The sequence below is a fragment of the Haemophilus haemolyticus genome, from assembly GCF_003490595.1.
In the GTDB taxonomy this organism is placed as follows: domain Bacteria; phylum Pseudomonadota; class Gammaproteobacteria; order Enterobacterales; family Pasteurellaceae; genus Haemophilus; species Haemophilus haemolyticus_L.
The window spans coordinates 40,171-65,098 of the sequence record NZ_QQGY01000010.1; the positions used below are offsets into that span (position 1 = coordinate 40,171).

Genomic DNA, 24,928 nt, shown 5'->3' on the forward strand with positions numbered 1-24,928 from the left:
AAACTAATTTAAAGTTGACCGCACTTTTCTTTATAGTGTAAACGGCAAACAGAAAGGTAAGAGTCATTACCCCCAATTTGAATTTGCGCGCCTTCTTTAATAACCTCACCTTGATCATTTAAGCGCAAAACAAAGTTAGCCTTGCGGCCACAATAACAAATTGTTTTTAATTCTTCGAGTTGATCCGCCCAAGCCAGTAAATATTTACTCCCTTCAAAAAGCTCCGCTTGGAAATCTGTACGCAAGCCATAACAAAGCACAGGGATCTTGAGTTTATCAACAACATCACTCAACTGGTAAACTTGTTGTTTGCTAAGAAATTGAGCTTCATCCACCAGCACGCAATGCACTTTTTCTTTTTTTAAGTGCTCATTGATTTCATCAAACAAATTGGTTTCCGAGCGAAATAAAAAGGCGTCTTGCGAAATACCAATACGCGATGTGACTTTTCCCACGCCAAAACGATCATCAATCGCAGCCGTATAAACTAATGTGTTCATATCACGCTCACGATAGTTATAGGAAGATTGTAGCAACGTCGTTGATTTTCCAGCGTTCATTGTGGAGTAATAGAAGTAGAGTTTTGCCATTTTTTCTCCTAAATTGCCGGTAATTCCGTCATTGCCCAACGAGGCTTAACATCAATAGCCAGATCGCTATGCTGACCTTGTTTTAAACGTAAAAAACCTGTGTAAGCAATCATTGCGCCATTATCCGTACAAAATTGAGGTTGAGGATAAAACACTTCGCCACCTAAATTTTGCATTAAGTGCGCAAGCGTTTCTCGGAGTTTTTTATTTGCGCTCACCCCTCCGGCAATCACTAAACGTTTATAACCTGTTTCTTTCAATGCACGCTTACATTTAATGGCAAGAGTATCCACCACCGCATCTTGGAAAGCATAAGCAATATCTGATTTAGTTTGTTCTGTCAGTTCGCCCTCGTTTTTAATCGCTTGATTAATCGTATTCGCGGCAAACGTTTTTAAACCTGAAAAGCTAAAATCAAGGCCTGCACGATCTGTCATTGGACGTGGAAATGTGAAACGATTTGGCGAGCCTTTTTCTGCTAAACGAGAAAGTGCCGCACCACCTGGATAATCTAGTCCAAGTAATTTTGCTGTTTTATCAAAGGCTTCACCTGCAGCGTCATCAATGGATTCACCAATCACTTCGTATTTTCCTACGCCATCTACACGCACTAATTGGGTGTGACCACCCGATACCAACAAAGCAACAAAGGGAAAGTGCGGTGAATTTTCATCAAGCATTGGCGCAAGTAAATGCCCTTCCATATGATGAACACCAATCGCAGGAACATTCCACGCATAAGCTAAAGAACGCGCAATCGTAGCGCCGACAAGCAATGCGCCGACAAGGCCTGGGCCACTCGTATAAGCCACGCCATTAATATCGCTCGCCGTTAACTTAGCTTCTTCTAACGCAGCTTTAATGAGAGGAGCTGTTTTACGAATATGATCGCGCGATGCCAATTCAGGAACCACACCACCATAATCTGCATGTAGGGCAATTTGAGTATAAAGTTGATTAGCAATTAATCCTTTTTCTTCATCATAAATCGCCACGCCCGTTTCATCACAGGAGGTTTCAATACCTAAGATTTTCATTGATTTTCTTAATTTATTACCTAAAATGTTGCGCGATTTTACCCTGTTTAAGCGGTTTTAACCAGTTGAAACCACAAATATTAAGGTGAATTGGCATTCTTCCCTTTACTTTTTCCCTAAAAGTAGATTAGAATTGCGTCCTTTATTAAATTTACCATTTGCACAGTGGTGCTTTGGTAAAAATAAAATTTTAAATTGCAATTAAATTAAACTCATTGAGGTGATTGGCTTATGCCTGTAATTAAAGTACGTGAAAACGAATCATTTGACGTAGCTTTACGTCGTTTCAAACGCTCTTGCGAAAAAGCGGGAATCTTAGCTGAAGTACGCGCTCGCGAATTTTACGAAAAACCAACTACAATTCGTAAACGTGAAAATGCAACACTTGCAAAACGTCACGCAAAACGCAACGCTCGCGAAAACGCGCGCAATACCCGTTTATACTAATTTATAGTATTTTCTGACTCGAGTTAAGACAAACCGTGAATCCTTTGGACTCACGGTTTTGTTACTTTAAGCAAAACAAAAATCTACGCCAAAAACGACCGCACTTTCACACCACGATCACGGAGGCTCGACAATGAAAGGTTCTATTCCACGCCCCTTTATTGATGATTTGCTGACTAAGTCCGATATTGTCGATGTGATTAACACGCGCGTAAAACTAAAAAAAGCTGGCCGCGATTATCAAGCCTGCTGCCCTTTCCATCACGAAAAAACACCATCCTTCACGGTTAGTCAAAAGAAACAGTTTTATCATTGCTTTGGTTGTGGCGCACACGGTAATGCCATTTCCTTTTTAATGGATTATGACAAACTTGAATTTGTAGAGGCTATTGAAGAACTTGCAGCGATGGCAGGGCTTGAAGTACCTTACGAAAAACGCACGAATAACAGCGGGAAACCTCAAGCTAATTATCAAACCAAACGAAATCTCTATGAATTAATGCAAGAGATTGCCAAGTTTTATCAAAGCCAATTACCATTAAATACTCAAGCACAAGAATATTTACAACAACGTGGGCTTTCGACTGAAATTATTGAGCGTTTTCAAATTGGGTTTGTGCCGAATGCGATGGATACGGTATTGCGTAAATTTGGTGTTAATCGTGAAGAACAACAAAAACTCATTGAGTTAGGCATGCTTTCTCGAAATGATCGTGGCAATATTTACGATAAATTCCGAAATCGCATCATGTTTCCTATTCGCGATAAACGTGGTCGTACCGTCGCTTTCGGTGGGCGAGTATTAACAGATGAAAAGCCGAAATATCTTAATTCACCAGAAACCATTACTTATCATAAAGGTAACGAACTTTATGGTTTGTACGAAGCCTTACAAGTCAACGATGACCCCAAACAATTACTTGTTGTTGAAGGTTATATGGATGTAGTGGCATTAGCACAATTTGGCGTGGATTATGCGGTCGCTTCTTTAGGTACGTCCACGACATCAGAACAAATTCAACTTATTTTTCGTTCGACCGAACAAGTTGTTTGTTGTTACGATGGTGACCGTGCAGGGCGAGATGCGGCTTGGCGGGCATTAGAAAATGCATTGCCTTATTTAGAAGATGGCAGACAACTCAAATTTATTTTCTTACCAGAGGGAGAAGATCCTGATACTTACATTCGACAATATGGCAAAGAAAAATTTGAAGAATATATCGAAAGTGCGCAATCTTTAAGCGAGTTTATGTTTGCTCACTTAAGCCCACAAGTTGATTTTTCTAGCAAAGAAGGGCGCGGAAAATTAGTTGCTTTGGCTGCACCGTTAATTCGTCAAATTCCTGGAGAAATGCTACGCTTGTCGCTACGCAATATGCTTGCTCAGAAGCTAGGAATCTTTGACCAAACACAGCTAGAAAATCTTATTCCAAAACAATTAGAACAAGTCAATACACAACAAAAAGTCGCTAATAATAAGATCAAGAAGACACCAATGCGAATGGTCATTTCATTGCTTCTGCAAAATCCTGAATTAGTAAAACGTATATCTGAAAGCGGCGTGCAAGCATTACGTGCAGAAGCTGGTTTTGAAATTCTGGAAAATTTGACCGCACTTTGTCGCCAACGAGAAGGGATTACGACAGGGCAGATTTTAGAGCACTTCCGTGATACGCCTTACAGCAATCCCCTTGAAATACTGGCAACTTGGGATCATTTATTAGACGAAGCAGAAATGATCAATGCATTTTCACAAAACTATCGTCGCTTAAATATTCAAGCCATTGAGCGAGACATTGAAATGCTTATTGCTAAAGAACGAGCTGAAGGGCTTACTAACGAGGAAAAAACAGTGCTCGTTCACCTTTTAGCGGGTAAAGAACTGCAGAAAAAACAGTTAGTTAATCCGCAATAACAATGATAAAATTGTAAGTTCGTAACAAGAATTATATTGCTAATATCACATCAAGCAAAACGGATATAAAAATGGAAAAAAATCAACAATCTACGGCTGAACAATATTCAGAACAAATTGAACAACTGATGGAATTAGGTCGCACTCAAGGTTATTTAACCTATGCAGAAATTAATGATTTATTACCAGAAGATGTCATCGACCCTGAATATTACGATAAGTTGCTACAAACGCTGCAAAATGATGCAGGGATTCCGGTCTTGGATGAAGCCCCAGAAAGCGATGAGATGATGTTGAATGACACCATTCCAGATGAAGATGCGGTGGAAGAGGCAACCCAAATTCTTTCAAATGTAGAATCGGAAATCGGTCGAACAACCGATCCTGTCCGTATGTATATGCGTGAAATGGGAACGGTTGATCTTCTCACTCGTGAAGATGAAATCAGCATTGCAAAACGTATTGAAGAAGGAATTGATGAAGTTCAAACATCCATTGCCGCATATCCAGAAGCTTTAAATGGGTTGCTAAAAAATTATGATGATGTGGAAAAAGGAAACTTCCGTTTAGCTGACTTAATTACGGGTTTTGTCGATCCAAATGCAGAAATAGAAGAACATAATGTCATTGATGAAAACTTTTCTGAAGACGGAGAAGAATCAGAAAGTGCAGATGTTGAAGACAACGAAGATGAAGACGAAAACGAAGCAGAATCTACATCAGATTCAAGCGAGTCTGATAATAGCATCGATCCAGAAGTTGCAAGAGAAAAATTCCAACAATTAAAAGAGCAACACACCAAAACGCTTGCTGTTATTGAAAAACATGGTCGCTCAGGAAAACGCGCCCAAGATCAAATTGCGCTGCTTGGTGAAATTTTTAAACAATTCCGTTTAGTACCAAAACAATTTGATTTACTCGTTTTATCAATGAAAGAAATGATGAAATCTGTACGTCACGAAGAACGTCAGTTGCAAAAAATAGTAGTGGATATTGCAGGAATGCCAAAAGATGATTTTGAGAAACTCATTACTACTAATGGCAGCAATACTGAATGGGTACAAAAAGCCTTAAAATCAAGCAAACCATGGGCAAAACGCTTACCAAAATATGAAGCACGTATACTTGAGGCATTAAACAACTTAGCTAGCATTGAAGAAAATACGAAACTTACCATTACCCAAATGCGCGATATTTGTGATGCAGTCGCTCGAGGTGAACAAAAAGCTCGTCGAGCTAAAAAAGAAATGGTAGAAGCTAACTTACGTTTAGTAATTTCCATAGCGAAAAAATATACGAACCGCGGTTTACAATTCCTAGACTTAATTCAAGAAGGGAATATTGGTTTAATGAAAGCGGTAGATAAATTTGAGTATCGCCGTGGTTATAAATTCTCTACATATGCGACCTGGTGGATTCGCCAAGCCATTACACGCTCTATTGCGGATCAAGCTCGTACAATCCGTATTCCGGTACATATGATTGAAACAATCAATAAACTTAACCGCATTTCTCGCCAGTTATTACAAGAAATGGGGCGTGAAGCAACACCAGAAGAATTAGCTGAGCGTATGGGAATGCCTGAAGATAAAATTCGTAAAGTATTGAAAATTGCAAAAGAGCCAATTTCTATGGAAACGCCTATCGGTGATGACGATGACTCACATTTAGGTGATTTTATTGAAGATTCAACCTTAGAACTTCCTTTAGATTCTGCAACAGCACAAAGCTTAAGAGTTGCGACTCACGAAGTTCTTGAAGGCCTAACACCACGAGAAGCAAAAGTATTACGCATGCGTTTTGGTATCGATATGAATACCGACCATACGCTTGAAGAAGTGGGTAAACAATTCGACGTTACACGCGAACGTATTCGTCAAATTGAAGCAAAAGCGTTACGTAAATTACGTCATCCTAGCCGCTCAGAAACATTAAGAAGTTTCCTTGACGACTAAAAGTTACAAATAAAAAGGAGCTATAGCTCCTTTTTATTACGTTAAACTAATAATAAAAACCCGATCTAAGACCGGGTTTTATTTTGCCTATCTGACAAATTATTCTGCAACAACGATTACATCTAATGTTGCAAATACTTCACCGTGAAGTTGGAAACGAACATCGTGGTCACCAAGAGTACGGATAGGACCGTTTGGTAAACGAACTTCACTTTTCGCAATTTTAACGCCTGCTGCAGTTACTGCTTCTGCCACATCACGAGTAGTGATTGCGCCGAATAAACGACCTTCATCACCTGCTTTAGATGCGATAGTCACAGAACCTAATGCAGTAACTTCTGCTGCACGAGCTTGAGCTGCTGCAAGATTTGCTGCCGCTGCTGCTTCTAATTCTGCACGACGTGCTTCAAAGTGTTCAATGTTAGCTTTAGTTGCCATAACTGCTTTACCTTGTGGGATTAAGAAGTTACGTGCAAAACCTGATTTAACATTTACTTGATCGCCCACTTGACCTAAGTGAACAATTTTATCTAAAAGAATTACTTGCATTACCGTATCTCCTTAATTACTGATGATTGTCAGTGTATGGAAGTAACGCTAAATAGCGAGCGCGCTTGATTGCACGAGCTAATTGACGTTGGTACTTCGCACGAGTACCGGTAATACGGCTAGGTACAATTTTGCCGCTTTCTGAAATATAGTTCTTTAATGTAGCGATATCTTTGTAATCGATTTCAACAACATTTTCCGCTGTGAAACGGCAGAACTTACGACGACGGAAATAACGTGCCATTTGGCTAGTCTCCTAATCTATAAATTCGATTTGCTCGGCATGTAAAACTAATTGGCATAAACCACTTTGGGTTTTATGTGATGTAATAAATCCCACCACCAAAATTTTACTACCGACCGTAATGCTTTGAGTTTTTTCTATCAATTGATTACCACTAATTTGAACTGGCATTTTTAACCAAGCTTGACGTGTAAAACCACTTTCAATCTGATCAGAACGATGTTCTAACAAAAATTTGCAATGCTCAATTCCACTAGGGCTCTTTAATCGCTTTGGTAACTGAGAAACGACTCCCATAACCGAAAAACGATTATCAATTTTCAAATTACTCTTCAGCATCCTCAAAATCGTTGTTTTCAACTTCAGCTAAAGGTTTACGTTCTTCTTTAGCCGCTTTCATTGGGGACGCTTCTGTTACGGCGTGCTTAGTATGGATAACAAGACTGCGTAATACAGCATCGTTATAACGGAAAGTCGTTTCTAGCTCGTCGATGACTTGTTGAGGCGCTTCTACATTCATAAGCACATAGTGTGCTTTGTGTAATTTATTAATTGGGTACGCTAATTGGCGACGACCCCAATCTTCTAGGCGATGAACTTGACCACCAGCTTCTTTTACAGAACCGGTGTAACGTTCGATCATACCTGGTACTTGCTCGCTTTGGTCCGGATGAACCATAAACACGATTTCGTAGTGACGCATTACTGCTCCTTACGGGTTAATCAGCCTTTGACGTAGATCAGCCACCAATCTGCAAAGGCAAGGAACGAAAAATTCAATGTGGCTAAGGGTTGCGGATTATACCGATTTTTTTACGTTCCGCAACCCGTTTGAGTTCTTTTTGACCAAAAAGAAGGCCGATATTGTAATAATATCGGCCTATCTCAAATCTTCAGTGATTAACGACTGCGGAAAATAATACGACCTTTACTTAAATCATAAGGGGTCATTTCTACAGTCACTTTATCCCCAGTCAAAATACGGATATAGTTTTTACGCATTTTTCCAGAAATATGTGCAGTAACCACGTGACCGTTTTCCAACTCCACGCGGAACATAGTATTCGGTAAAGTCTCTAAAATTGTGCCTTGCATCTCAATGCAATCTTCTTTCGCCATTGTATCCTCTAAAAATAATCGATTTTTTATCCGCACTTTAGGCGGAAAAGTTAAGAAAAACGGGCGGATTATAGCCGTTTTTGGCTTTCTACGAAAGAAAAAATAATATTGTTCATAAAAAACTCAATTTAGCATAAGTTAACAATGATTTACAAAATCAAAACACTCCCTATAATCAACATAAATAATCCCATTACTAGGTAAATAAAAATGAATAAAACATTACTAAGTAATAATAATCACCCCAATATTTCATTAACCTGTCAAAAATTTCAATATGGCGGAGGTATGGAGCGATATCTTATTGATATTGTTAATGGATTATCTCAGGCAAGCATTACACCTAAAATTTACTCTGCCAAGTTTGATACTGCATTACCTGAATACGATTTGATTAAGCCAGTTAAGATTAATCTTTCTTTTGTGCCTAAAAAAATGGAGAACTTCGTTTCTTTCCTATTTTTCAAATAAATATAAAGAAACATCAGAAGTCTCACTTACCACCTCTTATACCCTATCTGACGTTGTTATTTGTGGTGGAAATCATAAAGGATATCTACAAGCATCAAAGAAAAAGCCAAGCATATCAGATCGATTTAAAATCATGGGTGAACAAAAATCTTTAAATCAATCCAAATATGTCATCGCTCATTCTGCATTGATGAAAAAAGAACTCGTTGAGTTATATCATATCCCAGAAAACAAAATTGATGTGATTTATCCCCCTATTAATACAGATAAATTCACACAAATCAATGAAGAAGAAAGAGTAAAACTCAGAGAAAAGTTGGGTTTCAAAAAAGATGAAATCATTTACCTATTTCCTTCTACTGGGCATACGCGAAAAGGTTTTGATATTTTAAAAAAATATTTTGAAAAAACTCAGTTACCTATTCGCTTAGTGGTAGCAGGAACGCCTGTAGAAGAAAATCCTAAAATATCTTCGCTTGGTTTTTGCAAAAATATGCCTGAATTATACCAATCGGCAGATTTCACCATTATGGCATCTCAATATGAGCCATTTGGGCTTGTTGGACTAGAATCCATATTATCTGGTACGCCAGTTATTTTTTCTGAAAACATGGGATGCCTAGAAGTATTACAACATGGATTTGGCTATACATTTTCTAGAGAAAACATGAATACATTGGATGATGCAATTCAAAAATCAGTAAAACAAGCATCTGAACATCAACATCGTATTCTCAATCCAATGGACTGTATTCGTTATAATCCAAGTTTGAGTCATCATATTAAAACAATACTGGAACTCATCGCTAAATGATATTGCCCATGACAGTTACACTAAAATTTACAAAAGAAATACAGGCTCTATAATAACCGCACTTTTCTTATTAAATAGTACTTATGAACTCAAAAAAACACTTAGGCCATACCGCCCGTAAACGCTTCGGACAAAACTTTTTACATGATACCTCTGTCATTCAAGGTATCGTGGCCGCAATTTACCCACAACCCAATCAATTCTTAGTGGAAATTGGTCCGGGACTTGGCGCATTAACAGAGCCGGTTGGTGAACTTGTCGATCACCTCACTGTGGTAGAGCTTGACCGAGACCTTGCAGAACGTTTACGTCATCATCCATTTTTACATCAAAAACTCACTGTTATTGAAACGGATGCGATGCAATTTGATTTTGGTGAGCTTTATACAAAAGAAAATTTGGCAGAAAAAGGTCAGAAATTACGTGTGTTTGGTAACTTGCCTTACAACATTTCTACGCCATTAATGTTCCATTTATTTAAGTATCATGATGTAATTCAAGATATGCACTTCATGCTGCAAAAAGAAGTGGTAAAACGCTTATGCGCAGGGCCAAATAGCAAAGCCTACGGCCGTTTAACCATTATGGCTCAATACTTCTGCCAGGTGATGCCTGTACTTGAAGTACCACCTTCGGCCTTCAAACCTGCGCCGAAAGTGGATTCAGCCGTTGTGCGTTTAATTCCACATAAAGAATTACCTCATCCTGTAAAAGATTTATATTGGTTGAACCGTGTTTGCTCCCAAGCGTTCAATCAGCGCCGTAAAACACTGCGCAATGCACTCTCAACATTATTTTCACCTGAAAATCTGACCTCACTAGGTATTGATTTAAATGCACGCGCAGAAAATTTGACTATCGCAGATTATGCCCGCTTAGCAAACTGGTTGGTAGATAATCCACCAGCTGATATCAATAAATATGAAATCTTAGATTCAGAAGGGTAAAAAGAGCGGTCAAAAATGGCAACCTATTTCGTCGGTGATTTGCAAGGCTGTTATGATGAATTACAGCTTTTATTAGAACGTGTAGATTTCAATCCTACGCAAGATAAACTTTATCTTGTGGGGGATCTTGTGGCTCGTGGAGATAAATCACTTGAATGTCTTCGTTTCGTAAAATCACTTGGTAATGCAGCACAAACCGTACTAGGTAATCACGATTTACACTTAATTGCGACCGCACTTGGTATTAAAAAAGTAAAACCGCGTGATCGCGTCGATGCCATTTTTAATGCGCCCGATTTTGATGAGCTGATTCATTGGTTACGCCATCAGCCATTACTTGTACATAATGAAGAATTAAACTTTCTGATGGCACACGCAGGTATTTCGCCTGATTGGGATTTGGAAACTGCGAAATCTTGTGCGGCCGAAGTTGAACAGATTTTACAGCACGGTGATTTTCATTATCTTATTGAAAATATGTATTCTGAACAGCCTGATCGCTGGTCGCCAGATTTACAGGGCTTAGCGCGTCATCGTTACATTATTAATGCTTTCACTCGCATGCGTTTTTGCTATTTAGATCATCGCTTTGATTTTGCCTGTAAATCTCCTTTAAAAGATGCGCCTACAGAGCTTACAGCTTGGTTTAATTTAGATAATCCTCTTTATAAACAAATTCCCATTGTCTTTGGGCATTGGGCAAGTTTAGTGGATGAGCCTACTCCACAAGGTATTTATGCCTTAGATACCGGTTGTGTGTGGAATAATCGAATGACCATGTTGCGTTGGGAAGACAAACAGTTCTTCACACAAAGTCCGGTCAAAAATTACAGTGATTTTTAAGGAAACGCTATGCTCTCGCTTACTGCCGAATCTTGTGAACTGTTCAATATTCCTTTCTATCAATTTGCCCAAATGAAAAAATTCTGTCCAGAAGATATTCCGGCGATTAAAGCGGATTACAAATTACATTGGGATAACTGGAAAGCGATTATTCAAGAAGTGGCAAAACAGCTTGGCACACCTTTTGCGAAACCGCATATTGAAAGTTGGACCAATGGTTGGCAAGTGCGAGCACATTTCTTCGCTTATTTTAAATACGAGTTTAATCAAAATTCTGCAGCGATCTTTTCTGTGCTATTAAATCGTCGTCGATTAAGAGTGTGCTTAGATTGGCATTGCTATCGCGCAGATCGCTCACAAATTAATGTGCAACAATATAATCGGTGGCTTGATCAATTTGATTTCAAACAATTTGCTGATTTTGATATTTGGCGAGAAGATGAAAGTGAATATGATGATTTTCGCAAAGTGAAACAAATGACTAAAAACGATCTCATTTTACGCTCAGAAGAAGATTTTTGGTGCATAGGAAAAAGCATTGAAAAATCGGAACTCAGTCAAATAAATCCCGTCTCTTTTATCATTCAAACTATTCAAGCATTACAACCAATCTACGAATATTGCCATCAATAAAAGTGCGGTTATTTTCATGAAAGTTTTTCGCCCTGTTTAGTTGTTATGTTATCATTACATTAATTTAACATTTTTAACAATTTAAACTTTTAGGAGAGCTTTATGAAAAACGTCGTGATCGTCGGCGGGGGCGCTGGCGGCATTGAATTAGCAACATTCTTAGGTGATAAATTAGGTCGAAAAAAACAAGCTAAAGTGACACTAGTGGATCGCAATGCTACGCATCTATGGAAACCCCTATTACATGAAATTGCAACGGGTGTAATGGATGATGGCGTAGATTCTCTTAGCTATCGTGCACATGGTAAAAATCACCATTTCAGTTTTGAACAGGGTTCAATCACTCGTATTAATCGTGAACAAAAATATGTTGAACTCGCCCCTGTTTATGGGCAAGAAGGCGATATGCTCGTCATTACTCGCCGAATTCCTTATGATTACTTAGTGATTGCGATCGGTAGCAAATCAAATGATTTCAACACAAAAGGTGTGGCTGATAACTGTATTTTCTTAGACAGCTCTGATCAAGCACTTCGCTTCCAACAAAAAATGTTGGAATTATTCCTTAAATTCTCTGAAAACCGTGCTTTAGATGATATTGGTGAAGAAGAATTTAAACAAAAATTAGTGGATGAAAATAATGTGAATATCGCTATTGTCGGTGGCGGAGCAACTGGTGTGGAATTAACAGCTGAGCTTTATCATGCTACGGAAGATTTATCTTCTTACGGCTATGGCAAAATTGATAACTCATGTTTACAAGTCACTCTCGTTGAAGCGGGACCTCGCTTACTGCCAGCACTACCCGAAGATTTATCTGCTGCGGTATTAGACGAGTTGCAAGAAATGGGCACAAACGTGAAATTAAATACAATGATCACCGAAGCTCAACCCAATACCCTTATCACCAAAGATGGAGAAGAAATTAAGGCAGATCTCATCGTTTGGGCCGCAGGCGTTCGCACATCAACAGTGACACAGCAATTTGATGGATTAGAACTCAATCGAATCAATCAATTAGTGGTAAAAGACACACTTCAAACAACCGTTGATGACAGTATTTTTGCCATTGGTGACTGTGCAGCATTAACACAGCCAAACGGTAAATTAGTCCCGCCAAGAGCTCAAGCCGCACATCAAATGGCAAAAGCTTGTGCAAAAAATATCTTTGCACTTTTTGAGCAAAAACCATTAAAACCATTTAAATATAACGATAAAGGCACCTTAGTTTCTCTGTCAGATTTCACCGCACTTGGTAGCTTAACCAATAAATTCGGTAAAAATCCACTTACCGTTCAAGGTAAATTTGCACAATTTGCCTATGTATCTTTATATAGAATGCATCAACATGCTTTGCACGGTTGTATTAAAATTGGTTTGATTATTCTGGTTGATAAACTAAATCGTTATTTAAAACCAAGATTAAAATTACACTAATCTTTAAAGATAAAAATGCGGTGAAAAATCACCGCACTTGTTATCGAAATTTAACTTCTTGTACAATTCGCTTAGCTGCAGCTATGGGCAATTGCCCAATAAAAGTAATTTCTTTTCCGCCACTCACTTCACTATAAATCGTATAAGCTCCTTGTTTCCAAGTATTTTCTGGTAGATTATTAGAGCCTGCATTAGAAACAAACAACGTAAAAGTAAATAAACCGTCGCTATATAATGCGCTATCTATGATTTCATTTTCCAATGTTTCTTGAGTATATCGAATTAAAGAAAAACCTTGTGGCAACCAACCTGCAGACCAAGTTATATCTGAATTTTGTTCATTTTTACTTTCTTTCAACAAAGGAGGCATTGAGACTTTGTTAATATACTCCGTCAACCCTCTTAGTCTATCGTCGATATAAAGCGTTACAACTCTAAACTGATCAAGTAATTTACCTTCACTATCAAGCATATCACCGCGTAATAATAAACCATTTTCTTCATCGACAAACACTAAATACTGATATCGGAAATCATCTTTAGGGATGATACGGATCGTGTCAGCAAAACGCCCAGCCACTCGATCTTTACCTATTTTTATAAAATCATAAACTGAAGAAAGTTTATCAAAATCAGCCCGAACAACAGCAGGCATTGCATCGACGATATTGCCACTATTAAGTGTAAAGGCTTGAGTATTCGGCTGAAAATAGCTGACTAAATTATCACGTTGAATAATTTCTTGTTGACGACCATCAAGCGTCACTAATTGCGCATAAGTTTTATTATCTTTCTTAATATGACGATAACGAAAGGAATCCATATTTGATGGGGTTGTTTGAACAAAGGCAAGCTCATAATTGAGATTATCCAATGCTTGTGTCATTTTATCTAAAGACTGCTTCGCAGAAAGCTCTTCAGCTGAAGTAATGTTACTAAATAGAAAAGAAAGAGAAAGTGCGGTGAGTTTTAACGCTATTTTTTTCATAAACATTAAATTTAAAGGATAAAAATTCACCACACTAAATAGTATATTAGGTGGTGAATTAACATAAATGCACAGGGCTAATCCATATTATTTTTGACTATTACTACTTACATTTAATGCATCTGCATTCATACGACGTTGTAATTCATAGTTCTGTAACATCGCACCAATACGGCGACTTTTTTGTTCAAGCTGCTCTGATGTCAATGTATCTTTACTCGGCGCATTGTAGCTCACCTCTTGAACCGTATTATTAAATGGCAAGGTTTGCAATACTGGAGTCTCAGGTAAATTAGACGCATCATTTTTATTATTGAAAGATTGAACACCAAGTACCGCCACTAAACATACACCGGCAGCAACAGCAACTTGTGTCATTGGAGCAAAGAACGCTTTTAATTTTTGCATAAATACAGAATTATGTGCGTCTTCTGGTTCAGGTTGAGACACAGCAATGACATCGACTTTCTTCACTTCTTCAGATTCAATTAAACCTGCCATTTTAGCGGTAAAATCAGCCCCTAGAAACAAAGTACTTTCTTTACGCATCACTGCACGTACAGCATGGAATGCCTGCCAAGATTCTTGTAATTCTTCGTCTTTCAATAAAGCATCTGTCAAGCCAGCCTCGACTTGTTCGCCATCCATATAGGCTGAAAGTTGCTCTTTTTGCATAGTAAACTCCGACTTTTTTATTCACGTTGCATCAGTGGTTGAATTTTATTCTCAATAATTTCCCTTGCTCGGAAAATACGAGAACGAACAGTACCAACAGGGCAATCCATAATTTCTGCAATCTCTTCATAGCTTAAACCTTCTAGCTCTCGCAAGGTGATTGCTGTTTTTAAATCTTCTGGCAAACTGTGAATCGTACTAAACACAATTCGTTCAAGTTCACTAGATAACATTTCATTTTCGGGTGTATCTACATCTCGCAAGTGCGTACCCACATCATAATTTTCAGCATCCTCAGCTAAAATATCTTCATTAGGTGGACGACGCCCTTGAGCCGTTAAATAATTTTTTGCCGTATTAACGGCAATTCGATAAAGCCATGTATAGAAAGCACTTTCGCCACGAAAAGATTCAATTGAGCGATAAGCCTTTATAAAGGATTCTTGCACTACATCAGGAATATCGTTACGTGATACATAGCGAGTCAAAAGCCCCGCTACTTTATTCTGATAACGAGAAACCAACAAATTGAAGGCTTTCTTATCCCCTTGCTGCACTCTTTCTACCAAAGCCTGATCTGTTAGCTGTTCAGCCATATTTCTCCTATGCCAATATCTAACACGCCTTAATATTCAAGACAGCAAGCTCTTGTTGCAATCTCAGACACAAGTGTGTGAAAAAAGTTCATACGTATCTTAATAATTTTAATTAGTTGAGATTTTTTGTACGTTTTGGATATATTCCACCATAGATTGAATGTCTGAATCTGATGATTGACCACGATTAAAAAACCAAGAAAACAGCTGCAGATCTGTACTTGCTAATAAACGAATAAATATATCTTTTTTATCATCTGTTAATTCATCAAAATGCTTCAAATAAAAAGGCATAATGATTTTATCCAACTCCAACATTCCTCGGCGGCAATCCCATTCAATACGGAGTTTATTATATTTTTCCATGTTTAATTCCTTAAATTTTAGGGGCCGATTATAGCCTAAAAAATAACAATAAAAAAAGGTTGGCATATCTACCAACCTTTATTTTTCAATTTCATTATTTATTCTTTAATAAATCACGAATTTCTGTGAGCAAATCTTCCGATGTATGTGGGGTAGTGACAATATTTGCATAAGGAAAAAGAAAAAATTTGGTGGGAAAAAATTGGCTGGAGCCCCTGTTTGTGGGGCTTTGGCGTTTTTAGGGGGAAAATTTATGCAAAAATGGAAAATGGTGTGGATTGGGGGAAAATGGTCGAAAATTGGGTTTTATTTTGCATAAAAGTTGGCGGTGAATTGTTAGGTTTTAAACATTTTTAAAAATTTAAAGTTCATTTTAAAGTTAGTTTAAAACGGCTTTAAACTGAATAGGTCATTGAGTTTTGCTACTAAGAATTTACCTTAAATTTCTAACCAGAGACGATAACTTAGAAGCTAACTTAGAACTCACTAAATAAAAAAGGCGGTTTTATGGGGCGAAATCGCCTTTTTTTGTTAGTTTTTGGGGCGATTTTGGTGCGTTTAGATGAAATCTAGCGGTTTGTTGTGTGTGATTATGGGTAGAATTTGCGAAAATGCGCCATTATTTGGCGGTATTTGAAAGGAACACAGGCTTCCTTGCCTTTGTGCTTTAAAATATTAAGAAAGCGCTTGTAATGCGGTTTCTTTGGATGTTACCGACATTGATGTCGGCGACATATTAGAAGTCACGATAGCCACGCACGACTTGCCCTATCACAATTAAGTTATTGGCTTGTTCTGCGTTGAGTTCTATTGGCGCGTATTCTGTGTTTTGGCTGATGAGTGTGATGCCGTTGTAGGTGATTTGCACTTTCTTCACTAGCATTGCACCTTCATTATTTAATACAAAGATTTTTCCGTCTTTTAATTCCTTTTTCGACCGATCTACAATAATTTCTTCGCCGTCTTTTAGCGTTGGGTACATACTATCGCCACTTACTAAGAACATCGCACAGTCTTCCGCCTTTAAGCGGCGTGAATCGAGCCAAGCCTTTTCTACTTTGGTGGTTTGGTAAGGTTTATATTCATCGTTAAAACCACCGCCACCGGCTGAAATACGCACTTCTCGGCAATCTTCAATCACTGAAAAGGTTTCGTCATTACTTGCTATTAAATTAACTTCAGATTTCTTTGATTGTGGTTCTACTCCATCCATATTACCCACGCCAAGGGCTAACCAATCAAGGCTTACACCACTAGCTTCCGCAATTTTCACCAAGTTTGTTCTTGTTGGATCTGCTTCTCCTTTAACCCATCTTGCCAATGATGGTTGTACTACTCCAACCGCTCTCGCGAATAAACTCAAATTGTCATTAAACTTTAATTTTGCAATTTTCATCATTCTTTCAGAGAACTCTTGATCGTAAATGTTTGGCTTGCTCATCTTTTACCTTTTAAATAAAAATTTATTATCTGTAAATGTTTATTGTAAGTGTTTGATATTCTTAAAATTAAACACAAAAGATGAAATAATTTTAAAAAACTAAACATTTACGCTTGCAATATTTAAACATTTACGATTTAATACACGCACTGGATACATAAAAGGAGGTGTATGTAATGAGTGTATTAAGCGACACAAAAAAAACCGCTATATGCGATTGGCATCGTGCGGATATTTTGGCTGCGTTGCGTAAAAACGGGTGGTCTTTACGTTCTTTGGCTGAAGCTGGGAACGTGAGTTACAACACATTAAAGACCGCACTTGATAAACCCTATCCGAAAATGGAAAGACTTATCGCTAATGCGGTCGGTGTTGCCCCTGAAGAGATTTGGGCTGCACGTTCTCAGGAACGAATTGAACGTAACCGAAAACCTGTTTTAACAAATAAGTTTTAATCTTAAAGGAATTTAAACGTAAAAGAAACAAAAAGGATCATTTATGAACGAAATTTCTTTAAAAACACATTATCCGATAGCGGAATTATTAAAACTTAAACTTTTAAACATGCCTACTGCACATAAAAATGCACTCGCATTGTTTGAACGTGAAAATGTGGAATGGCGTAAACGTGAAGGAAAAGGTGGGGGCAAAGAATATGCTCTTTCATCAATGCCACAAGCCTTACAAGATGAAATTCGTAACAAATTTGCAGTTTCTATCGTGAAAGCCAGACCCAAATCTCTTCCCGCCGATCTCCGTCAGGTGGAATTAAAAACTTTAACGGAAAAACAACGTGAAGTGGCAGGGGCAAGAATGGCTTTGGTTGCTCAAGTGGCACAGCTTGAACAAGCCCAACCTCGTTACAAGGCGATTAAGTTTTTTTGTGAACAAATCAAACATGGTGGCATTTCTTCTGATTTGATGAGATTGGTGGAAACCGCCAATAACAAGAAAGGAAAAAATCGCACTTTATCTGACCGCACTTTGAATCAATGGGTGTTGGATTATGAAAAGGCGGATACCCCTGAAGAACGATTAAAAGCCCTCGCACCAATGCAACGGGTGGCGAAAAAGGCTGAAGAAATTGTGTGGTTGCCTGACTTTTTGGCGATATATCGCCAAACCAATGGCATCAATGTGGCAGAAGCCTATCACTATTTTTCGGCTGAATGGGATGCACGTTTTGCAGACGAGCCGTTACGTTTAGAGATGAAACCGAGTATTGACCAAGTCCGCGCTGCGTTAGCGAAATTGCCAAAACACATTAAGGAAATTGGTCGTAAGACAGGTTCTGAATTTCGCGCCCTTAACACTTATGTGAAACGCGATTGGAGCGTGTTGCAGGTGAATGATGTGTGGGTGGGTGATGGCCATGCGATGAAATTGAAAGTCGCCCATCCTGAACACGGTCGCCCATTTATTCCTGAAGTAACGTTGATTATGGATGCCGCGTGCCGTTTTATTGTGGGTTGGTCGGCAAGTTTGGCGGAAAACGTTCTCGCAGTGGCAGATGCTTTGCGTTATGGCGTGGAACGCTACGGCATACCCGCAATTTATTACTCTGATAACGGTGGTGGCGAGAAAAACTGGATGCTTGATGGGGATATTACGGGGATGTTGCCACGTTTGGGGATTAATCACCAAACAGGGATTCCTGGCAATCCACAAGGGCGTGGGATTATTGAGCGGGTGCATCAAACGATTTTATATCGTATCGCTCGCCAGTTTGAAACCTATCACGGCACAGGGGCAGACCGCGACACTATTCGCCAAGTGAGCACAGCAGTGATTTCACTGGATAAAGCAAAACGTAAAGGTGCGACACAGCTAACGCCAAAACAACAATGGGCAGTGGGTAAATTGCCAAGCTGGAATCAGTTTTTACAAGCCTGCCAAGAAGGCATTGATGAATACAACAATAAACACGAGCACAGAGAACTAGGGGGAATGACACCTGCACAAAAACGCCGTCAGTTGATGGAAAAAATGAACCCTGCTGATTTGGTCTTTGTTACGCCAGTGGAAGCAAGGGATTTATTCCGCCCAAGTACATTACGTGTGGCACAACGTGGTTGGTTACAACTTTTCAATAATTATTACTTTAGCGCGAAATTGCTCGATGTTGATGGGCAAAAGGTGCAAGTGATGTTTGATATTCATGATCCAAGCCAAGTGATTGTGAGAAAGCAAGACGGCACTTTTGTGTGTTATGCCGAACTAGATGGCAATAAACGTGATGCGTTCCCAATGCCGTTTGTTGAGAAAACACGCCAAGAGCGTCATGCACGCCGCGCGAAATTGAAACAAGAACAGCTTGATGAGATTCATGAGGAACTTAACCCGATTATTACGATTGAGCATCAAGAAACGCAATGGGATCTTTTAGCAACCAAGGAAAAAGTGAAAGAGAAAGAAGTTATTCACTTTACCTATGCGGATAAAGAGGCGTGGGAACAGAAGAAGGTTAATCAGAGAGGTGGTTTTTAATTATAGATGATATTTCCACTATGGTGTTGTACTGATCTTCCGGAACTTTTCCATAGTAGAGAGAAGAATTTTCAGTAAAGAAATTATCGATTTGTTCTTTAGAAAGGATTTGCTTCTCAAGTAAAACTTTAAGAATAAATAAGATTAAATCAAAGGTTAATGCTTTTTGAGTAACCAGTTCATCAATGTGGTTACGTAAATGTTCAAGATCTAAATTTTGCATATTTCACCTCAAAAAAATTAGCCAAATTATAACGAGGTAAACAATGAAAGCACAAGAATTAAAAGCGTTTATGGATGCGCACAAGATGAGCCAAAAACAAGTGGCAACCTTGTTTGATGTGTCCATTACAACAGTGAGCCAATATTTAAATGGTAAATACCCGACTGATACCAAGTGGCTCGATGAAAAAGTGGATGAGTTGTTAGCACGCCATAAAGCGAAAGTGGTTGAAGCGAAATACAACAATGCATTTGTCCCCACTCAAACAGCAAAGCGTGGTATGGAAATTATGCACTTTGCCCACGCTGAGGGCGAAATTAATGTGATTTACGGTGCGGCAGGCTTAGGCAAAACACAAATGCTAAAACAATATGCGAAAGAACATAGTTCAGCCATTTTGATTGAGGTTGATCCAAGTTGCACACCGAAAGTGTTACTACGCAAGATTGCAGAAAATGTGGGTTCAACCAGCCGAGGGGTAAACAACGATGTACTTTCAGGAATTGTGGAAAAAGTAAATGGTGCGGAACGTTTGTTAATGATTGATGAAGCCGAGTTACTTTCTACCCGCTCTTTGGAATTTATCCGACGCATTCACGATTTAACGAATTGTGGCGTGATTTTAGCGGGTATGCCTCGCTTGTTGGTGAATTTAAAAGGGAAAAATAACGAACTAGCACAGCTTTATAGTCGAGTGGGATTTGCTTGTGACCTTGGTAATGCCCTACCTGATGACGATTTAGCCATGTTAGCGGAAAGTGCACTTAATACAAGTGAGTTTAACGCCCCTTTATTGAAGGCCTGTAAAGGCAACGCACGCCGATTAAGTAAGTTAATGCGAGGTGTTGTGCGTTCGGCAGAGATTAACGAGACCGAAATCAGCGCAGAGATGATTGAACAATACAGCAAAATGTTAATTAGTTAAGGAGATGACCATGTTACAAGCAAGAAAAAACAAACAATTAAACAAAAACAATGCCGTGATGTTGGCTTATTTAGAACAAGTGGAAAAAGCAGTAAGACGCTTAAATGAAATGGGGCTTACGGTGATTAATGTGCACTTTGAGAAGATAAAACCGACGGTGCGTGTGATGAATAATGCGGTAACAGAACAGTTAGAGAAAGACCAATGGGCTTATGTGTATCACGTGGGGCGTGATGTGGCTCGATACCAAGAAGCGCAATTTACGGTGGAAGGTATCCGTGTGGTTTGGCGGAAATATTTGAAATAGGAGGAGGAATGGCAATGCGTCGGCAAATTTATGCAGTCTATCGTGGCGAAGAGAATTTGGGTGACGGGACTGCAGAAGAATTAGCAAAGAAACTCAATGTGAGCGAAAAAACGATTTACAGCTCGGCAACAGTCGCCCGATGTAAACGTGATAAAGGTAAGCGACTTGTGGTGATTAAGTTAGGTAAAGAGGAACTCTAAATGAAGGTGATGATTGAAGGGAAAGAATACTGGCGTGATGCAAAAGGCAATTTAACGCCAGCTGAGTTAGTGAAAGACATCGACAAAGCACGTGATGTACTTGTGCGTGAATGGGCGGAAAAAGGCGTGTCCTTAAATAAGGAGATGCGCAATTTTAAAGATGGCATTTTCGGCGATATTCAGGCGTTTATTGAACTTTCAGCTGAAAAATACAATGCAAAAGTGGGCGGTAGTAAAGGCAATATCACGCTTTATAGCTACGACGGCAAATACAAAATCCAACGTGCGATTAACGACCATTTGCAATTTGATGAACGTATCCAAGCAGCAAAAGTGTTGATTGATGAGTGCTTAAATGAATGGAGCGAAGGCTCTCGCCCTGAACTAAAAGCGTTAATTGAACGTGCGTTTAATGTAGATAAAGAAGGTAACCTCAACACCTCGCGCATTTTAGGCTTGCGTCGAGTTGATATTCAAGATGAACGTTGGCAAAACGCAATGCAGGCGATTAGCGAAAGCGTGCAAGTGGTGAGTAGTAAGGCTTATGTGCGACTTTATGAACGTGTGGGCGAAAGCGATCAGTATGTGCCGATTGCGTTAGATGTAGCGGGAGTTTAAAGCTTATTTAAATGCCCTTTAAATCTCCCCTACCCCCTCTTTACAAAAGAGGGGGATGGGATGAGGGGCATTCATAATAGGTTTTAACAACAAAGGAGCAACAATGAAAAAATTGGAAAATTACCGAGATTTTAGCCAACACGCTGCTGAAATGGAACGTGTTGGTGCATGGGAACAAGCAGAAAGTGCTTGGGAAAAAGCGGCAACGGTGGCTCGCCGTCGAGAAAATCAAGAATGGGCGGAAAATCGTCGTTTATTTTGCGCACATTATGTGCGTTATCCAGCAAGAAGACCGGAGGTCAATCATGGCTAAGTTTGTGGCGCGCTTTTATTGTTTGGTTGAAGCAGTTGTGGAAGCTGAAAGCAATGAGCAAGTGTTGGAATTGTGTGATTTGAATGTGTGTGATGTGAATAAACTACCGCATACGATTACGGAAATTGATGATGTGGTTGAGGTGGAGGAAGTATGAGTGAACAAGAAAAAGTGCGGTTGGATGAAATATTGCAACAAGCAGCAATGCAGCTTATTAAAGCACAAACCTATCTTCGCACAGGGCAGGCTCAATATGCTGCCGTTTATGTGGGGAATGTGCAGAATTTGTTACCAGGGTTGAGAATGAGATTGGGGAAGATATGAAAGTGCTAGATGAACATATCCTTGAGTATATTTGGGATGAAACATTAGACCGTATTGCGCAAGAAACCTTAGTGAATTATATCGGTGGTAGCGTTGGTACATATAGCGATGATTATGCAGAGAAAAGAGCAGAAGACTTTGCAATATTGGGTGTAAGCCAACTTATTGCAGGCTCTGGATTAAGCGAAAGTCAATTTAGACGGCGGGTTAAAAAGCTTATGGCACAAGGTGTTTTGTTGCAACGCATTGTGCCAAATAGCTTTGTGATTAACTCGGGTGTGGTTAAAGACGCAGCGGTACACGCCGCACGATGTTGGCGCGCAATCGGTGTGCCGTATGGTATGGACGATAGCGGTAAAGCCTTTAAATCCTTACCTATTAACGCTCTGCCGAGAAGCATTTTTGAGTTAAAGACCAATTGTTATCGAATTTTGAGAAGTGAATATCCGAGTTACAAAGGAGCTGAAAATGAGTGAAAACAACGGATGGATTAAGTATGACTCTTGCCCGCCAAGTGAAGATGGCTTTTTTATCGCATATTGCCCGGAATATGCCATACCTGTGAATGTTGCATTTTTCTGTGCAGACTTGTGCGGATTTACTGAGTTTACAGATGATGAAGTAACACACTGGAAACCACTACCACAACCACCGGAGGAATAGATTATGGCTAAATATTTATATCGTTACGCATTGGAAAGTAACAATCCTACAAACAACGATGACGGAAACACCTGGGAAGATGAAAGTCGGTGTTTTGATGACGTCGCTTTACATATCGCAAAAGAAAACGCTTATGCTTGGGATATGTTCGAAGATCCTGAACGCGAAGTCTTGTATGTGTGGAGAGATGGTGATTTTGAGAACAGACTGCGTTTTTTAGCTAAATTTGAAGTTATTCAGCGACTTGATGTGATAGAGCTAGATAAAGACGACGACCCGAACAATTTTTAAAATCTATTTACAGTCCATTAAATCTCCCCTAACCCCTCTTTACAAAAGAGGGGAATAAGTTAGATGAAGTGGGCTGAGTAATGTGTTTTAAATTAAGTTTGAGGGAACAATAATGAAACTATGCCGTTGCCCTATTTGCCACAGTGACATTCATTTGGATGCGCTGTTGGAAGATGATGCGGGGCGTGAGATGTTGGGGTTAATATCCAATTTGGGTGGCCGTAATGCCCGTGCGTTGGTGAGTTATATTGGTTTGTTTCGTCCTGAAAGATCGGCGCTATCTAATGGTCGGGCATTGAGATTAATGAAAGATGTGTTGGAGATGTATCAACCCAGTCCACTACTCGCTCATGCGTTGAATGAAACGGTGCAAGCGGTGATGAAAAACCGTCGGGAAACCCGCAATATTCAAGCTCTAGCGAATCATAACTATTTGAAGAAAGTGTATGAAGGGGCGAAACCGTTATTTGCAGTGGTGCGTAATGAAGGCAAAGCTGAAATGCAAAGCGTTGCGGCGCAAGAAGAGGATCAACGTATGGCCGCTATTCAATATATTGAACGTTATGCCGCTATTGGGCAGTTGCAATTTGTGGAAAATATGCCTGAGTTTGCGGTTTGGAAAGCCTGGAAAGCGGAACAGGAGAAAGGCTATGTTGCGTAAAAATTTAATCGCTAGAATCCATATTGGAAAAAGCCAATTAGATCTTGATGATGAAACCTATCGTCAATTATTGGTAAGCACAACGGGGAAAACAAGTTGTAGTGAAATGACGGAAAGTGAATTGCAACAGGTGTTGAATATTATGGTGCAAAAGGGCTTTAAATCCAGTAGTCATTTTTGGGGAAATCGTGCGACACCACGTGAAGATAAGAAAATTTATTTGGCAAAAATTACCGCACTTTTAGCAAAACATGGTTTACCGAAAGAATATGCCGATGGCATTGCGAAACGCTCGTTTAAAGTGGATTTTGTGCATTGGTTACAGCCGTGGCAGTTGAAAAAGGTGGTGCAGATGTTGGCGGTGTATGATCGGAATAAAAAAGCATTGTAAGATGAAATTATCAGGTGTAAATTGAAGGCTCTTTGGAGCCTTTTTTATTGGAGGAAAATAATAATGAAAAAGCTATTAATTGCTATGGTATGTGGCTTAATTTCTGTTTCGGCCTTTTCAATGACAGATAAAGCTAAAGGAGAACTAAATAAAGCCTTACAGGGTGATTATCAGGCATTACGAAATGTTGCGTTCGGAATGAAAGATGGATCTTTTGGACAAGATCATAATCCAATTGCAGGTTGTGCATTACGTAAAATCACTTTAATTGTTGCACAAAATGAGACTGATACTGGTGACTATGGTAATGAATATGTAGATTGTAAAGCATTGTCACCAGATGAATCTGAAAAGGCATGGAAAATGACGTTGCAGTTGTTGCCTCAGGTGTTGAAGTTGAAAGGACAAAATTAAGTTGAATTCATCCCACTTCGGTGGGATTTTTTTTATCTTTTTTT

The 24,928-nt window shown here is 39.2% G+C and carries 36 protein-coding genes and 1 pseudogene; 24 read left to right on the top strand and 13 right to left on the bottom strand.

Features of this window, described 5'->3' with window-relative positions; translation table 11 throughout:
• Positions 1–8: 8 nt before the first annotated feature.
• Both DV415_RS08415 and tsaD read right to left on the bottom strand, forming a co-directional pair.
• A complete protein-coding gene (locus DV415_RS08415; protein ID WP_005627636.1) occupies positions 9–590 on the bottom strand; it encodes a thymidine kinase in 582 nt (193 codons plus the stop codon).
• Between the two features lie 8 nt (positions 591–598).
• On the bottom strand, positions 599–1,627 hold the full coding sequence (gene tsaD / locus DV415_RS08420) for a tRNA (adenosine(37)-N6)-threonylcarbamoyltransferase complex transferase subunit TsaD (RefSeq protein WP_118790945.1): 1,029 nt from the start codon (positions 1,625–1,627) through the stop codon (positions 599–601).
• A 231-nt stretch (positions 1,628–1,858) separates the two neighbouring features.
• On the opposite strand from tsaD, the gene rpsU reads away from it, so the two are divergent.
• From rpsU to rpoD, 3 genes are all read left to right on the top strand, one after another.
• A complete protein-coding gene (gene rpsU / locus DV415_RS08425) occupies positions 1,859–2,074 on the top strand; it encodes a 30S ribosomal protein S21 (RefSeq protein WP_005627632.1) in 216 nt (71 codons plus the stop codon).
• Positions 2,075–2,207: 133 nt separating this feature from the next.
• Positions 2,208–3,989: a DNA primase gene (gene dnaG / locus DV415_RS08430; protein ID WP_118790944.1), complete on the top strand. Its 1,782-nt coding sequence runs from the start codon at positions 2,208–2,210 to the stop codon at positions 3,987–3,989.
• Between the two features lie 71 nt (positions 3,990–4,060).
• Positions 4,061–5,944, top strand: coding sequence for an RNA polymerase sigma factor RpoD (rpoD, locus tag DV415_RS08435; protein WP_118790943.1), 1,884 nt, complete (start codon positions 4,061–4,063; stop codon positions 5,942–5,944).
• Positions 5,945–6,043: 99 nt separating this feature from the next.
• On the opposite strand, the gene rplI is transcribed toward rpoD, so the two are convergent.
• The 5 genes from rplI to infA all read right to left on the bottom strand — a co-directional run bounded on the left by rplI (position 6,044) and on the right by infA (position 7,856).
• Complete coding sequence (gene rplI, locus DV415_RS08440; RefSeq protein WP_005627626.1) at positions 6,044–6,493, bottom strand: 50S ribosomal protein L9; 450 nt, start codon at positions 6,491–6,493, stop codon at positions 6,044–6,046.
• Between the two features lie 16 nt (positions 6,494–6,509).
• Entirely contained in the window at positions 6,510–6,737 is a 228-nt protein-coding gene (gene rpsR, locus DV415_RS08445) for a 30S ribosomal protein S18 (RefSeq protein WP_005598105.1), read from the bottom strand.
• A gap of 12 nt (positions 6,738–6,749) precedes the next feature.
• Complete coding sequence (gene priB / locus DV415_RS08450; protein ID WP_005639404.1) at positions 6,750–7,076, bottom strand: primosomal replication protein N; 327 nt, start codon at positions 7,074–7,076, stop codon at positions 6,750–6,752.
• Positions 7,063–7,440, bottom strand: coding sequence for a 30S ribosomal protein S6 (rpsF, locus tag DV415_RS08455; RefSeq protein WP_005627620.1), 378 nt, complete (start codon positions 7,438–7,440; stop codon positions 7,063–7,065). The genes priB and rpsF overlap by 14 nt, the downstream gene beginning before the upstream one ends.
• 197 nt (positions 7,441–7,637) lie before the next feature.
• Positions 7,638–7,856 (bottom strand): translation initiation factor IF-1, encoded by a 219-nt coding sequence (gene infA, locus DV415_RS08460; protein ID WP_005627617.1) that lies wholly within the window; start codon positions 7,854–7,856, stop codon positions 7,638–7,640.
• Between the two features lie 288 nt (positions 7,857–8,144).
• Between infA and DV415_RS08470 the strand changes: the two are divergent.
• The 5 genes and pseudogenes from DV415_RS08470 (at position 8,145) to DV415_RS08490 (ending at position 13,001) form a co-directional block, all read left to right on the top strand.
• Positions 8,145–9,141 (top strand): annotated as a pseudogene (locus tag DV415_RS08470) (glycosyltransferase).
• An 83-nt stretch (positions 9,142–9,224) separates the two neighbouring features.
• Positions 9,225–10,088: a 16S rRNA (adenine(1518)-N(6)/adenine(1519)-N(6))-dimethyltransferase RsmA gene (gene rsmA, locus DV415_RS08475; RefSeq protein WP_118790942.1), complete on the top strand. Its 864-nt coding sequence runs from the start codon at positions 9,225–9,227 to the stop codon at positions 10,086–10,088.
• A 15-nt stretch (positions 10,089–10,103) separates the two neighbouring features.
• Positions 10,104–10,931, top strand: coding sequence for a bis(5'-nucleosyl)-tetraphosphatase (symmetrical) ApaH (gene apaH / locus DV415_RS08480; RefSeq protein ID WP_118790941.1), 828 nt, complete (start codon positions 10,104–10,106; stop codon positions 10,929–10,931).
• A gap of 9 nt (positions 10,932–10,940) precedes the next feature.
• Positions 10,941–11,564: a glucose-6-phosphate 1-dehydrogenase family protein gene (locus DV415_RS08485; protein WP_118790940.1), complete on the top strand. Its 624-nt coding sequence runs from the start codon at positions 10,941–10,943 to the stop codon at positions 11,562–11,564.
• Positions 11,565–11,666: 102 nt separating this feature from the next.
• A complete protein-coding gene (locus DV415_RS08490) occupies positions 11,667–13,001 on the top strand; it encodes an NAD(P)/FAD-dependent oxidoreductase (RefSeq protein ID WP_118790939.1) in 1,335 nt (444 codons plus the stop codon).
• 40 nt (positions 13,002–13,041) lie between these two features.
• Here the strand turns inward: DV415_RS08490 and rseB are convergent, their stop codons facing one another.
• The 4 genes from rseB to DV415_RS08510 all read right to left on the bottom strand — a co-directional run bounded on the left by rseB (position 13,042) and on the right by DV415_RS08510 (position 15,626).
• Positions 13,042–13,989 carry a sigma-E factor regulatory protein RseB gene (gene rseB / locus DV415_RS08495; RefSeq protein WP_118790938.1) on the bottom strand — a complete coding sequence of 316 codons (948 nt, stop codon included), beginning with the start codon at positions 13,987–13,989 and terminating at the stop codon, positions 13,042–13,044.
• 87 nt (positions 13,990–14,076) lie between these two features.
• A complete protein-coding gene (locus DV415_RS08500; RefSeq protein ID WP_118790937.1) occupies positions 14,077–14,664 on the bottom strand; it encodes a sigma-E factor negative regulatory protein in 588 nt (195 codons plus the stop codon).
• Positions 14,665–14,681: 17 nt separating this feature from the next.
• Positions 14,682–15,260 carry an RNA polymerase sigma factor RpoE gene (gene rpoE / locus DV415_RS08505; RefSeq protein ID WP_005627595.1) on the bottom strand — a complete coding sequence of 193 codons (579 nt, stop codon included), beginning with the start codon at positions 15,258–15,260 and terminating at the stop codon, positions 14,682–14,684.
• A gap of 108 nt (positions 15,261–15,368) precedes the next feature.
• Positions 15,369–15,626, bottom strand: coding sequence for an FAD assembly factor SdhE (locus DV415_RS08510; protein WP_118790936.1), 258 nt, complete (start codon positions 15,624–15,626; stop codon positions 15,369–15,371).
• Between the two features lie 165 nt (positions 15,627–15,791).
• On the opposite strand from DV415_RS08510, the gene DV415_RS10140 reads away from it, so the two are divergent.
• The gene (locus DV415_RS10140; RefSeq protein ID WP_153063411.1) at positions 15,792–15,983 is read left to right on the top strand and encodes a hypothetical protein; all 192 of its coding nucleotides are present in this window, start codon (positions 15,792–15,794) and stop codon (positions 15,981–15,983) included.
• A 379-nt stretch (positions 15,984–16,362) separates the two neighbouring features.
• Here the strand turns inward: DV415_RS10140 and DV415_RS08515 are convergent, their stop codons facing one another.
• A complete protein-coding gene (locus DV415_RS08515) occupies positions 16,363–17,067 on the bottom strand; it encodes an XRE family transcriptional regulator (protein WP_112081051.1) in 705 nt (234 codons plus the stop codon).
• A 176-nt stretch (positions 17,068–17,243) separates the two neighbouring features.
• On the opposite strand from DV415_RS08515, the gene DV415_RS08520 reads away from it, so the two are divergent.
• Positions 17,244–17,522 carry a helix-turn-helix domain-containing protein gene (locus tag DV415_RS08520; RefSeq protein ID WP_005646986.1) on the top strand — a complete coding sequence of 93 codons (279 nt, stop codon included), beginning with the start codon at positions 17,244–17,246 and terminating at the stop codon, positions 17,520–17,522.
• A gap of 43 nt (positions 17,523–17,565) precedes the next feature.
• Complete coding sequence (locus DV415_RS08525) at positions 17,566–19,554, top strand: Mu transposase C-terminal domain-containing protein (RefSeq protein ID WP_118791674.1); 1,989 nt, start codon at positions 17,566–17,568, stop codon at positions 19,552–19,554.
• Here the strand turns inward: DV415_RS08525 and DV415_RS08530 are convergent.
• Positions 19,532–19,777: a hypothetical protein gene (locus DV415_RS08530; RefSeq protein ID WP_118790934.1), complete on the bottom strand. Its 246-nt coding sequence runs from the start codon at positions 19,775–19,777 to the stop codon at positions 19,532–19,534. The genes DV415_RS08525 and DV415_RS08530 overlap by 23 nt on opposite strands.
• Positions 19,778–19,820: 43 nt before the next feature.
• Here DV415_RS08530 and DV415_RS08535 point away from each other — a divergent pair, with 43 nt between their 5' ends.
• The 13 genes from DV415_RS08535 (at position 19,821) to DV415_RS08585 (ending at position 24,884) form a co-directional block, all read left to right on the top strand.
• Positions 19,821–20,702, top strand: a complete 882-nt coding sequence (locus DV415_RS08535; protein ID WP_118790933.1) for an AAA family ATPase — start codon at positions 19,821–19,823, stop codon at positions 20,700–20,702.
• Between the two features lie 10 nt (positions 20,703–20,712).
• Positions 20,713–21,009 (top strand): hypothetical protein, encoded by a 297-nt coding sequence (locus tag DV415_RS08540; protein WP_112072429.1) that lies wholly within the window; start codon positions 20,713–20,715, stop codon positions 21,007–21,009.
• Positions 21,010–21,017: 8 nt separating this feature from the next.
• Complete coding sequence (locus DV415_RS08545) at positions 21,018–21,209, top strand: HTH domain-containing protein (RefSeq protein ID WP_118790932.1); 192 nt, start codon at positions 21,018–21,020, stop codon at positions 21,207–21,209.
• Entirely contained in the window at positions 21,210–21,827 is a 618-nt protein-coding gene (locus DV415_RS08550) for a DUF3164 family protein (RefSeq protein ID WP_118791673.1), read from the top strand.
• 103 nt (positions 21,828–21,930) lie between these two features.
• Complete coding sequence (locus DV415_RS08555) at positions 21,931–22,140, top strand: ANR family transcriptional regulator (RefSeq protein ID WP_118790930.1); 210 nt, start codon at positions 21,931–21,933, stop codon at positions 22,138–22,140.
• Positions 22,133–22,297, top strand: a complete 165-nt coding sequence (locus tag DV415_RS10220) for a hypothetical protein (protein ID WP_005758677.1) — start codon at positions 22,133–22,135, stop codon at positions 22,295–22,297. The genes DV415_RS08555 and DV415_RS10220 overlap by 8 nt, the downstream gene beginning before the upstream one ends.
• Positions 22,294–22,464, top strand: coding sequence for a hypothetical protein (locus DV415_RS10225; RefSeq protein ID WP_192879115.1), 171 nt, complete (start codon positions 22,294–22,296; stop codon positions 22,462–22,464). Before DV415_RS10220 ends, DV415_RS10225 begins: the two co-directional genes overlap by 4 nt.
• A complete protein-coding gene (locus DV415_RS08560) occupies positions 22,461–22,940 on the top strand; it encodes a hypothetical protein (RefSeq protein ID WP_118790929.1) in 480 nt (159 codons plus the stop codon). The genes DV415_RS10225 and DV415_RS08560 overlap by 4 nt, the downstream gene beginning before the upstream one ends.
• A complete protein-coding gene (locus tag DV415_RS08565; protein WP_239990921.1) occupies positions 22,933–23,127 on the top strand; it encodes a DUF551 domain-containing protein in 195 nt (64 codons plus the stop codon). Before DV415_RS08560 ends, DV415_RS08565 begins: the two co-directional genes overlap by 8 nt.
• Positions 23,128–23,130: 3 nt before the next feature.
• Positions 23,131–23,418, top strand: a complete 288-nt coding sequence (locus DV415_RS08570) for a hypothetical protein (protein ID WP_118790928.1) — start codon at positions 23,131–23,133, stop codon at positions 23,416–23,418.
• Between the two features lie 112 nt (positions 23,419–23,530).
• Positions 23,531–24,079 (top strand): hypothetical protein, encoded by a 549-nt coding sequence (locus DV415_RS08575; protein WP_118790927.1) that lies wholly within the window; start codon positions 23,531–23,533, stop codon positions 24,077–24,079.
• Positions 24,069–24,470 (top strand): gp16 family protein, encoded by a 402-nt coding sequence (locus DV415_RS08580; RefSeq protein ID WP_118790926.1) that lies wholly within the window; start codon positions 24,069–24,071, stop codon positions 24,468–24,470. Before DV415_RS08575 ends, DV415_RS08580 begins: the two co-directional genes overlap by 11 nt.
• 63 nt (positions 24,471–24,533) lie before the next feature.
• Positions 24,534–24,884 (top strand): hypothetical protein, encoded by a 351-nt coding sequence (locus DV415_RS08585; RefSeq protein WP_118790925.1) that lies wholly within the window; start codon positions 24,534–24,536, stop codon positions 24,882–24,884.
• The last annotated feature ends 44 nt before the right edge of the window (positions 24,885–24,928 follow it).

What these genes read in the sequence shown, in the direction of transcription:
- rsmA (WP_118790942.1), top strand. Translation starts at nt 9,225, where the DNA reads ATGAACTCAAAAAAACACTTAGGCCATACCGCCCGTAAACGCTTCGGA.
- DV415_RS08530 (WP_118790934.1), bottom strand. Translation starts at nt 19,777, where the DNA reads ATGCAAAATTTAGATCTTGAACATTTACGTAACCACATTGATGAACTG.
- DV415_RS08570 (WP_118790928.1), top strand. Translation starts at nt 23,131, where the DNA reads ATGGCTAAATATTTATATCGTTACGCATTGGAAAGTAACAATCCTACA.
- tsaD (WP_118790945.1), bottom strand. Translation starts at nt 1,627, where the DNA reads ATGAAAATCTTAGGTATTGAAACCTCCTGTGATGAAACGGGCGTGGCG.
- DV415_RS08535 (WP_118790933.1), top strand. Translation starts at nt 19,821, where the DNA reads ATGAAAGCACAAGAATTAAAAGCGTTTATGGATGCGCACAAGATGAGC.
- priB (WP_005639404.1), bottom strand. Translation starts at nt 7,076, where the DNA reads ATGCTGAAGAGTAATTTGAAAATTGATAATCGTTTTTCGGTTATGGGA.
- DV415_RS08515 (WP_112081051.1), bottom strand. Translation starts at nt 17,067, where the DNA reads ATGAGCAAGCCAAACATTTACGATCAAGAGTTCTCTGAAAGAATGATG.
- DV415_RS08580 (WP_118790926.1), top strand. Translation starts at nt 24,069, where the DNA reads ATGTTGCGTAAAAATTTAATCGCTAGAATCCATATTGGAAAAAGCCAA.
- DV415_RS08575 (WP_118790927.1), top strand. Translation starts at nt 23,531, where the DNA reads ATGAAACTATGCCGTTGCCCTATTTGCCACAGTGACATTCATTTGGAT.
- rseB (WP_118790938.1), bottom strand. Translation starts at nt 13,989, where the DNA reads ATGAAAAAAATAGCGTTAAAACTCACCGCACTTTCTCTTTCTTTTCTA.
- DV415_RS08560 (WP_118790929.1), top strand. Translation starts at nt 22,461, where the DNA reads ATGAAAGTGCTAGATGAACATATCCTTGAGTATATTTGGGATGAAACA.
- rpoD (WP_118790943.1), top strand. Translation starts at nt 4,061, where the DNA reads ATGGAAAAAAATCAACAATCTACGGCTGAACAATATTCAGAACAAATT.
- apaH (WP_118790941.1), top strand. Translation starts at nt 10,104, where the DNA reads ATGGCAACCTATTTCGTCGGTGATTTGCAAGGCTGTTATGATGAATTA.
- DV415_RS08490 (WP_118790939.1), top strand. Translation starts at nt 11,667, where the DNA reads ATGAAAAACGTCGTGATCGTCGGCGGGGGCGCTGGCGGCATTGAATTA.
- DV415_RS08545 (WP_118790932.1), top strand. Translation starts at nt 21,018, where the DNA reads ATGGCAATGCGTCGGCAAATTTATGCAGTCTATCGTGGCGAAGAGAAT.
- DV415_RS08485 (WP_118790940.1), top strand. Translation starts at nt 10,941, where the DNA reads ATGCTCTCGCTTACTGCCGAATCTTGTGAACTGTTCAATATTCCTTTC.
- dnaG (WP_118790944.1), top strand. Translation starts at nt 2,208, where the DNA reads ATGAAAGGTTCTATTCCACGCCCCTTTATTGATGATTTGCTGACTAAG.
- DV415_RS08525 (WP_118791674.1), top strand. Translation starts at nt 17,566, where the DNA reads ATGAACGAAATTTCTTTAAAAACACATTATCCGATAGCGGAATTATTA.
- rpsF (WP_005627620.1), bottom strand. Translation starts at nt 7,440, where the DNA reads ATGCGTCACTACGAAATCGTGTTTATGGTTCATCCGGACCAAAGCGAG.
- rpsU (WP_005627632.1), top strand. Translation starts at nt 1,859, where the DNA reads ATGCCTGTAATTAAAGTACGTGAAAACGAATCATTTGACGTAGCTTTA.
- DV415_RS08555 (WP_118790930.1), top strand. Translation starts at nt 21,931, where the DNA reads ATGAAAAAATTGGAAAATTACCGAGATTTTAGCCAACACGCTGCTGAA.
- DV415_RS08510 (WP_118790936.1), bottom strand. Translation starts at nt 15,626, where the DNA reads ATGGAAAAATATAATAAACTCCGTATTGAATGGGATTGCCGCCGAGGA.
- infA (WP_005627617.1), bottom strand. Translation starts at nt 7,856, where the DNA reads ATGGCGAAAGAAGATTGCATTGAGATGCAAGGCACAATTTTAGAGACT.
- DV415_RS08550 (WP_118791673.1), top strand. Translation starts at nt 21,210, where the DNA reads ATGAAGGTGATGATTGAAGGGAAAGAATACTGGCGTGATGCAAAAGGC.
- DV415_RS08500 (WP_118790937.1), bottom strand. Translation starts at nt 14,664, where the DNA reads ATGCAAAAAGAGCAACTTTCAGCCTATATGGATGGCGAACAAGTCGAG.
- DV415_RS08585 (WP_118790925.1), top strand. Translation starts at nt 24,534, where the DNA reads ATGAAAAAGCTATTAATTGCTATGGTATGTGGCTTAATTTCTGTTTCG.
- rplI (WP_005627626.1), bottom strand. Translation starts at nt 6,493, where the DNA reads ATGCAAGTAATTCTTTTAGATAAAATTGTTCACTTAGGTCAAGTGGGC.
- rpsR (WP_005598105.1), bottom strand. Translation starts at nt 6,737, where the DNA reads ATGGCACGTTATTTCCGTCGTCGTAAGTTCTGCCGTTTCACAGCGGAA.
- DV415_RS08540 (WP_112072429.1), top strand. Translation starts at nt 20,713, where the DNA reads ATGTTACAAGCAAGAAAAAACAAACAATTAAACAAAAACAATGCCGTG.
- DV415_RS08520 (WP_005646986.1), top strand. Translation starts at nt 17,244, where the DNA reads ATGAGTGTATTAAGCGACACAAAAAAAACCGCTATATGCGATTGGCAT.
- DV415_RS08415 (WP_005627636.1), bottom strand. Translation starts at nt 590, where the DNA reads ATGGCAAAACTCTACTTCTATTACTCCACAATGAACGCTGGAAAATCA.
- DV415_RS10220 (WP_005758677.1), top strand. Translation starts at nt 22,133, where the DNA reads ATGGCTAAGTTTGTGGCGCGCTTTTATTGTTTGGTTGAAGCAGTTGTG.
- rpoE (WP_005627595.1), bottom strand. Translation starts at nt 15,260, where the DNA reads ATGGCTGAACAGCTAACAGATCAGGCTTTGGTAGAAAGAGTGCAGCAA.
- DV415_RS10225 (WP_192879115.1), top strand. Translation starts at nt 22,294, where the DNA reads ATGAGTGAACAAGAAAAAGTGCGGTTGGATGAAATATTGCAACAAGCA.
- DV415_RS08565 (WP_239990921.1), top strand. Translation starts at nt 22,933, where the DNA reads ATGAGTGAAAACAACGGATGGATTAAGTATGACTCTTGCCCGCCAAGT.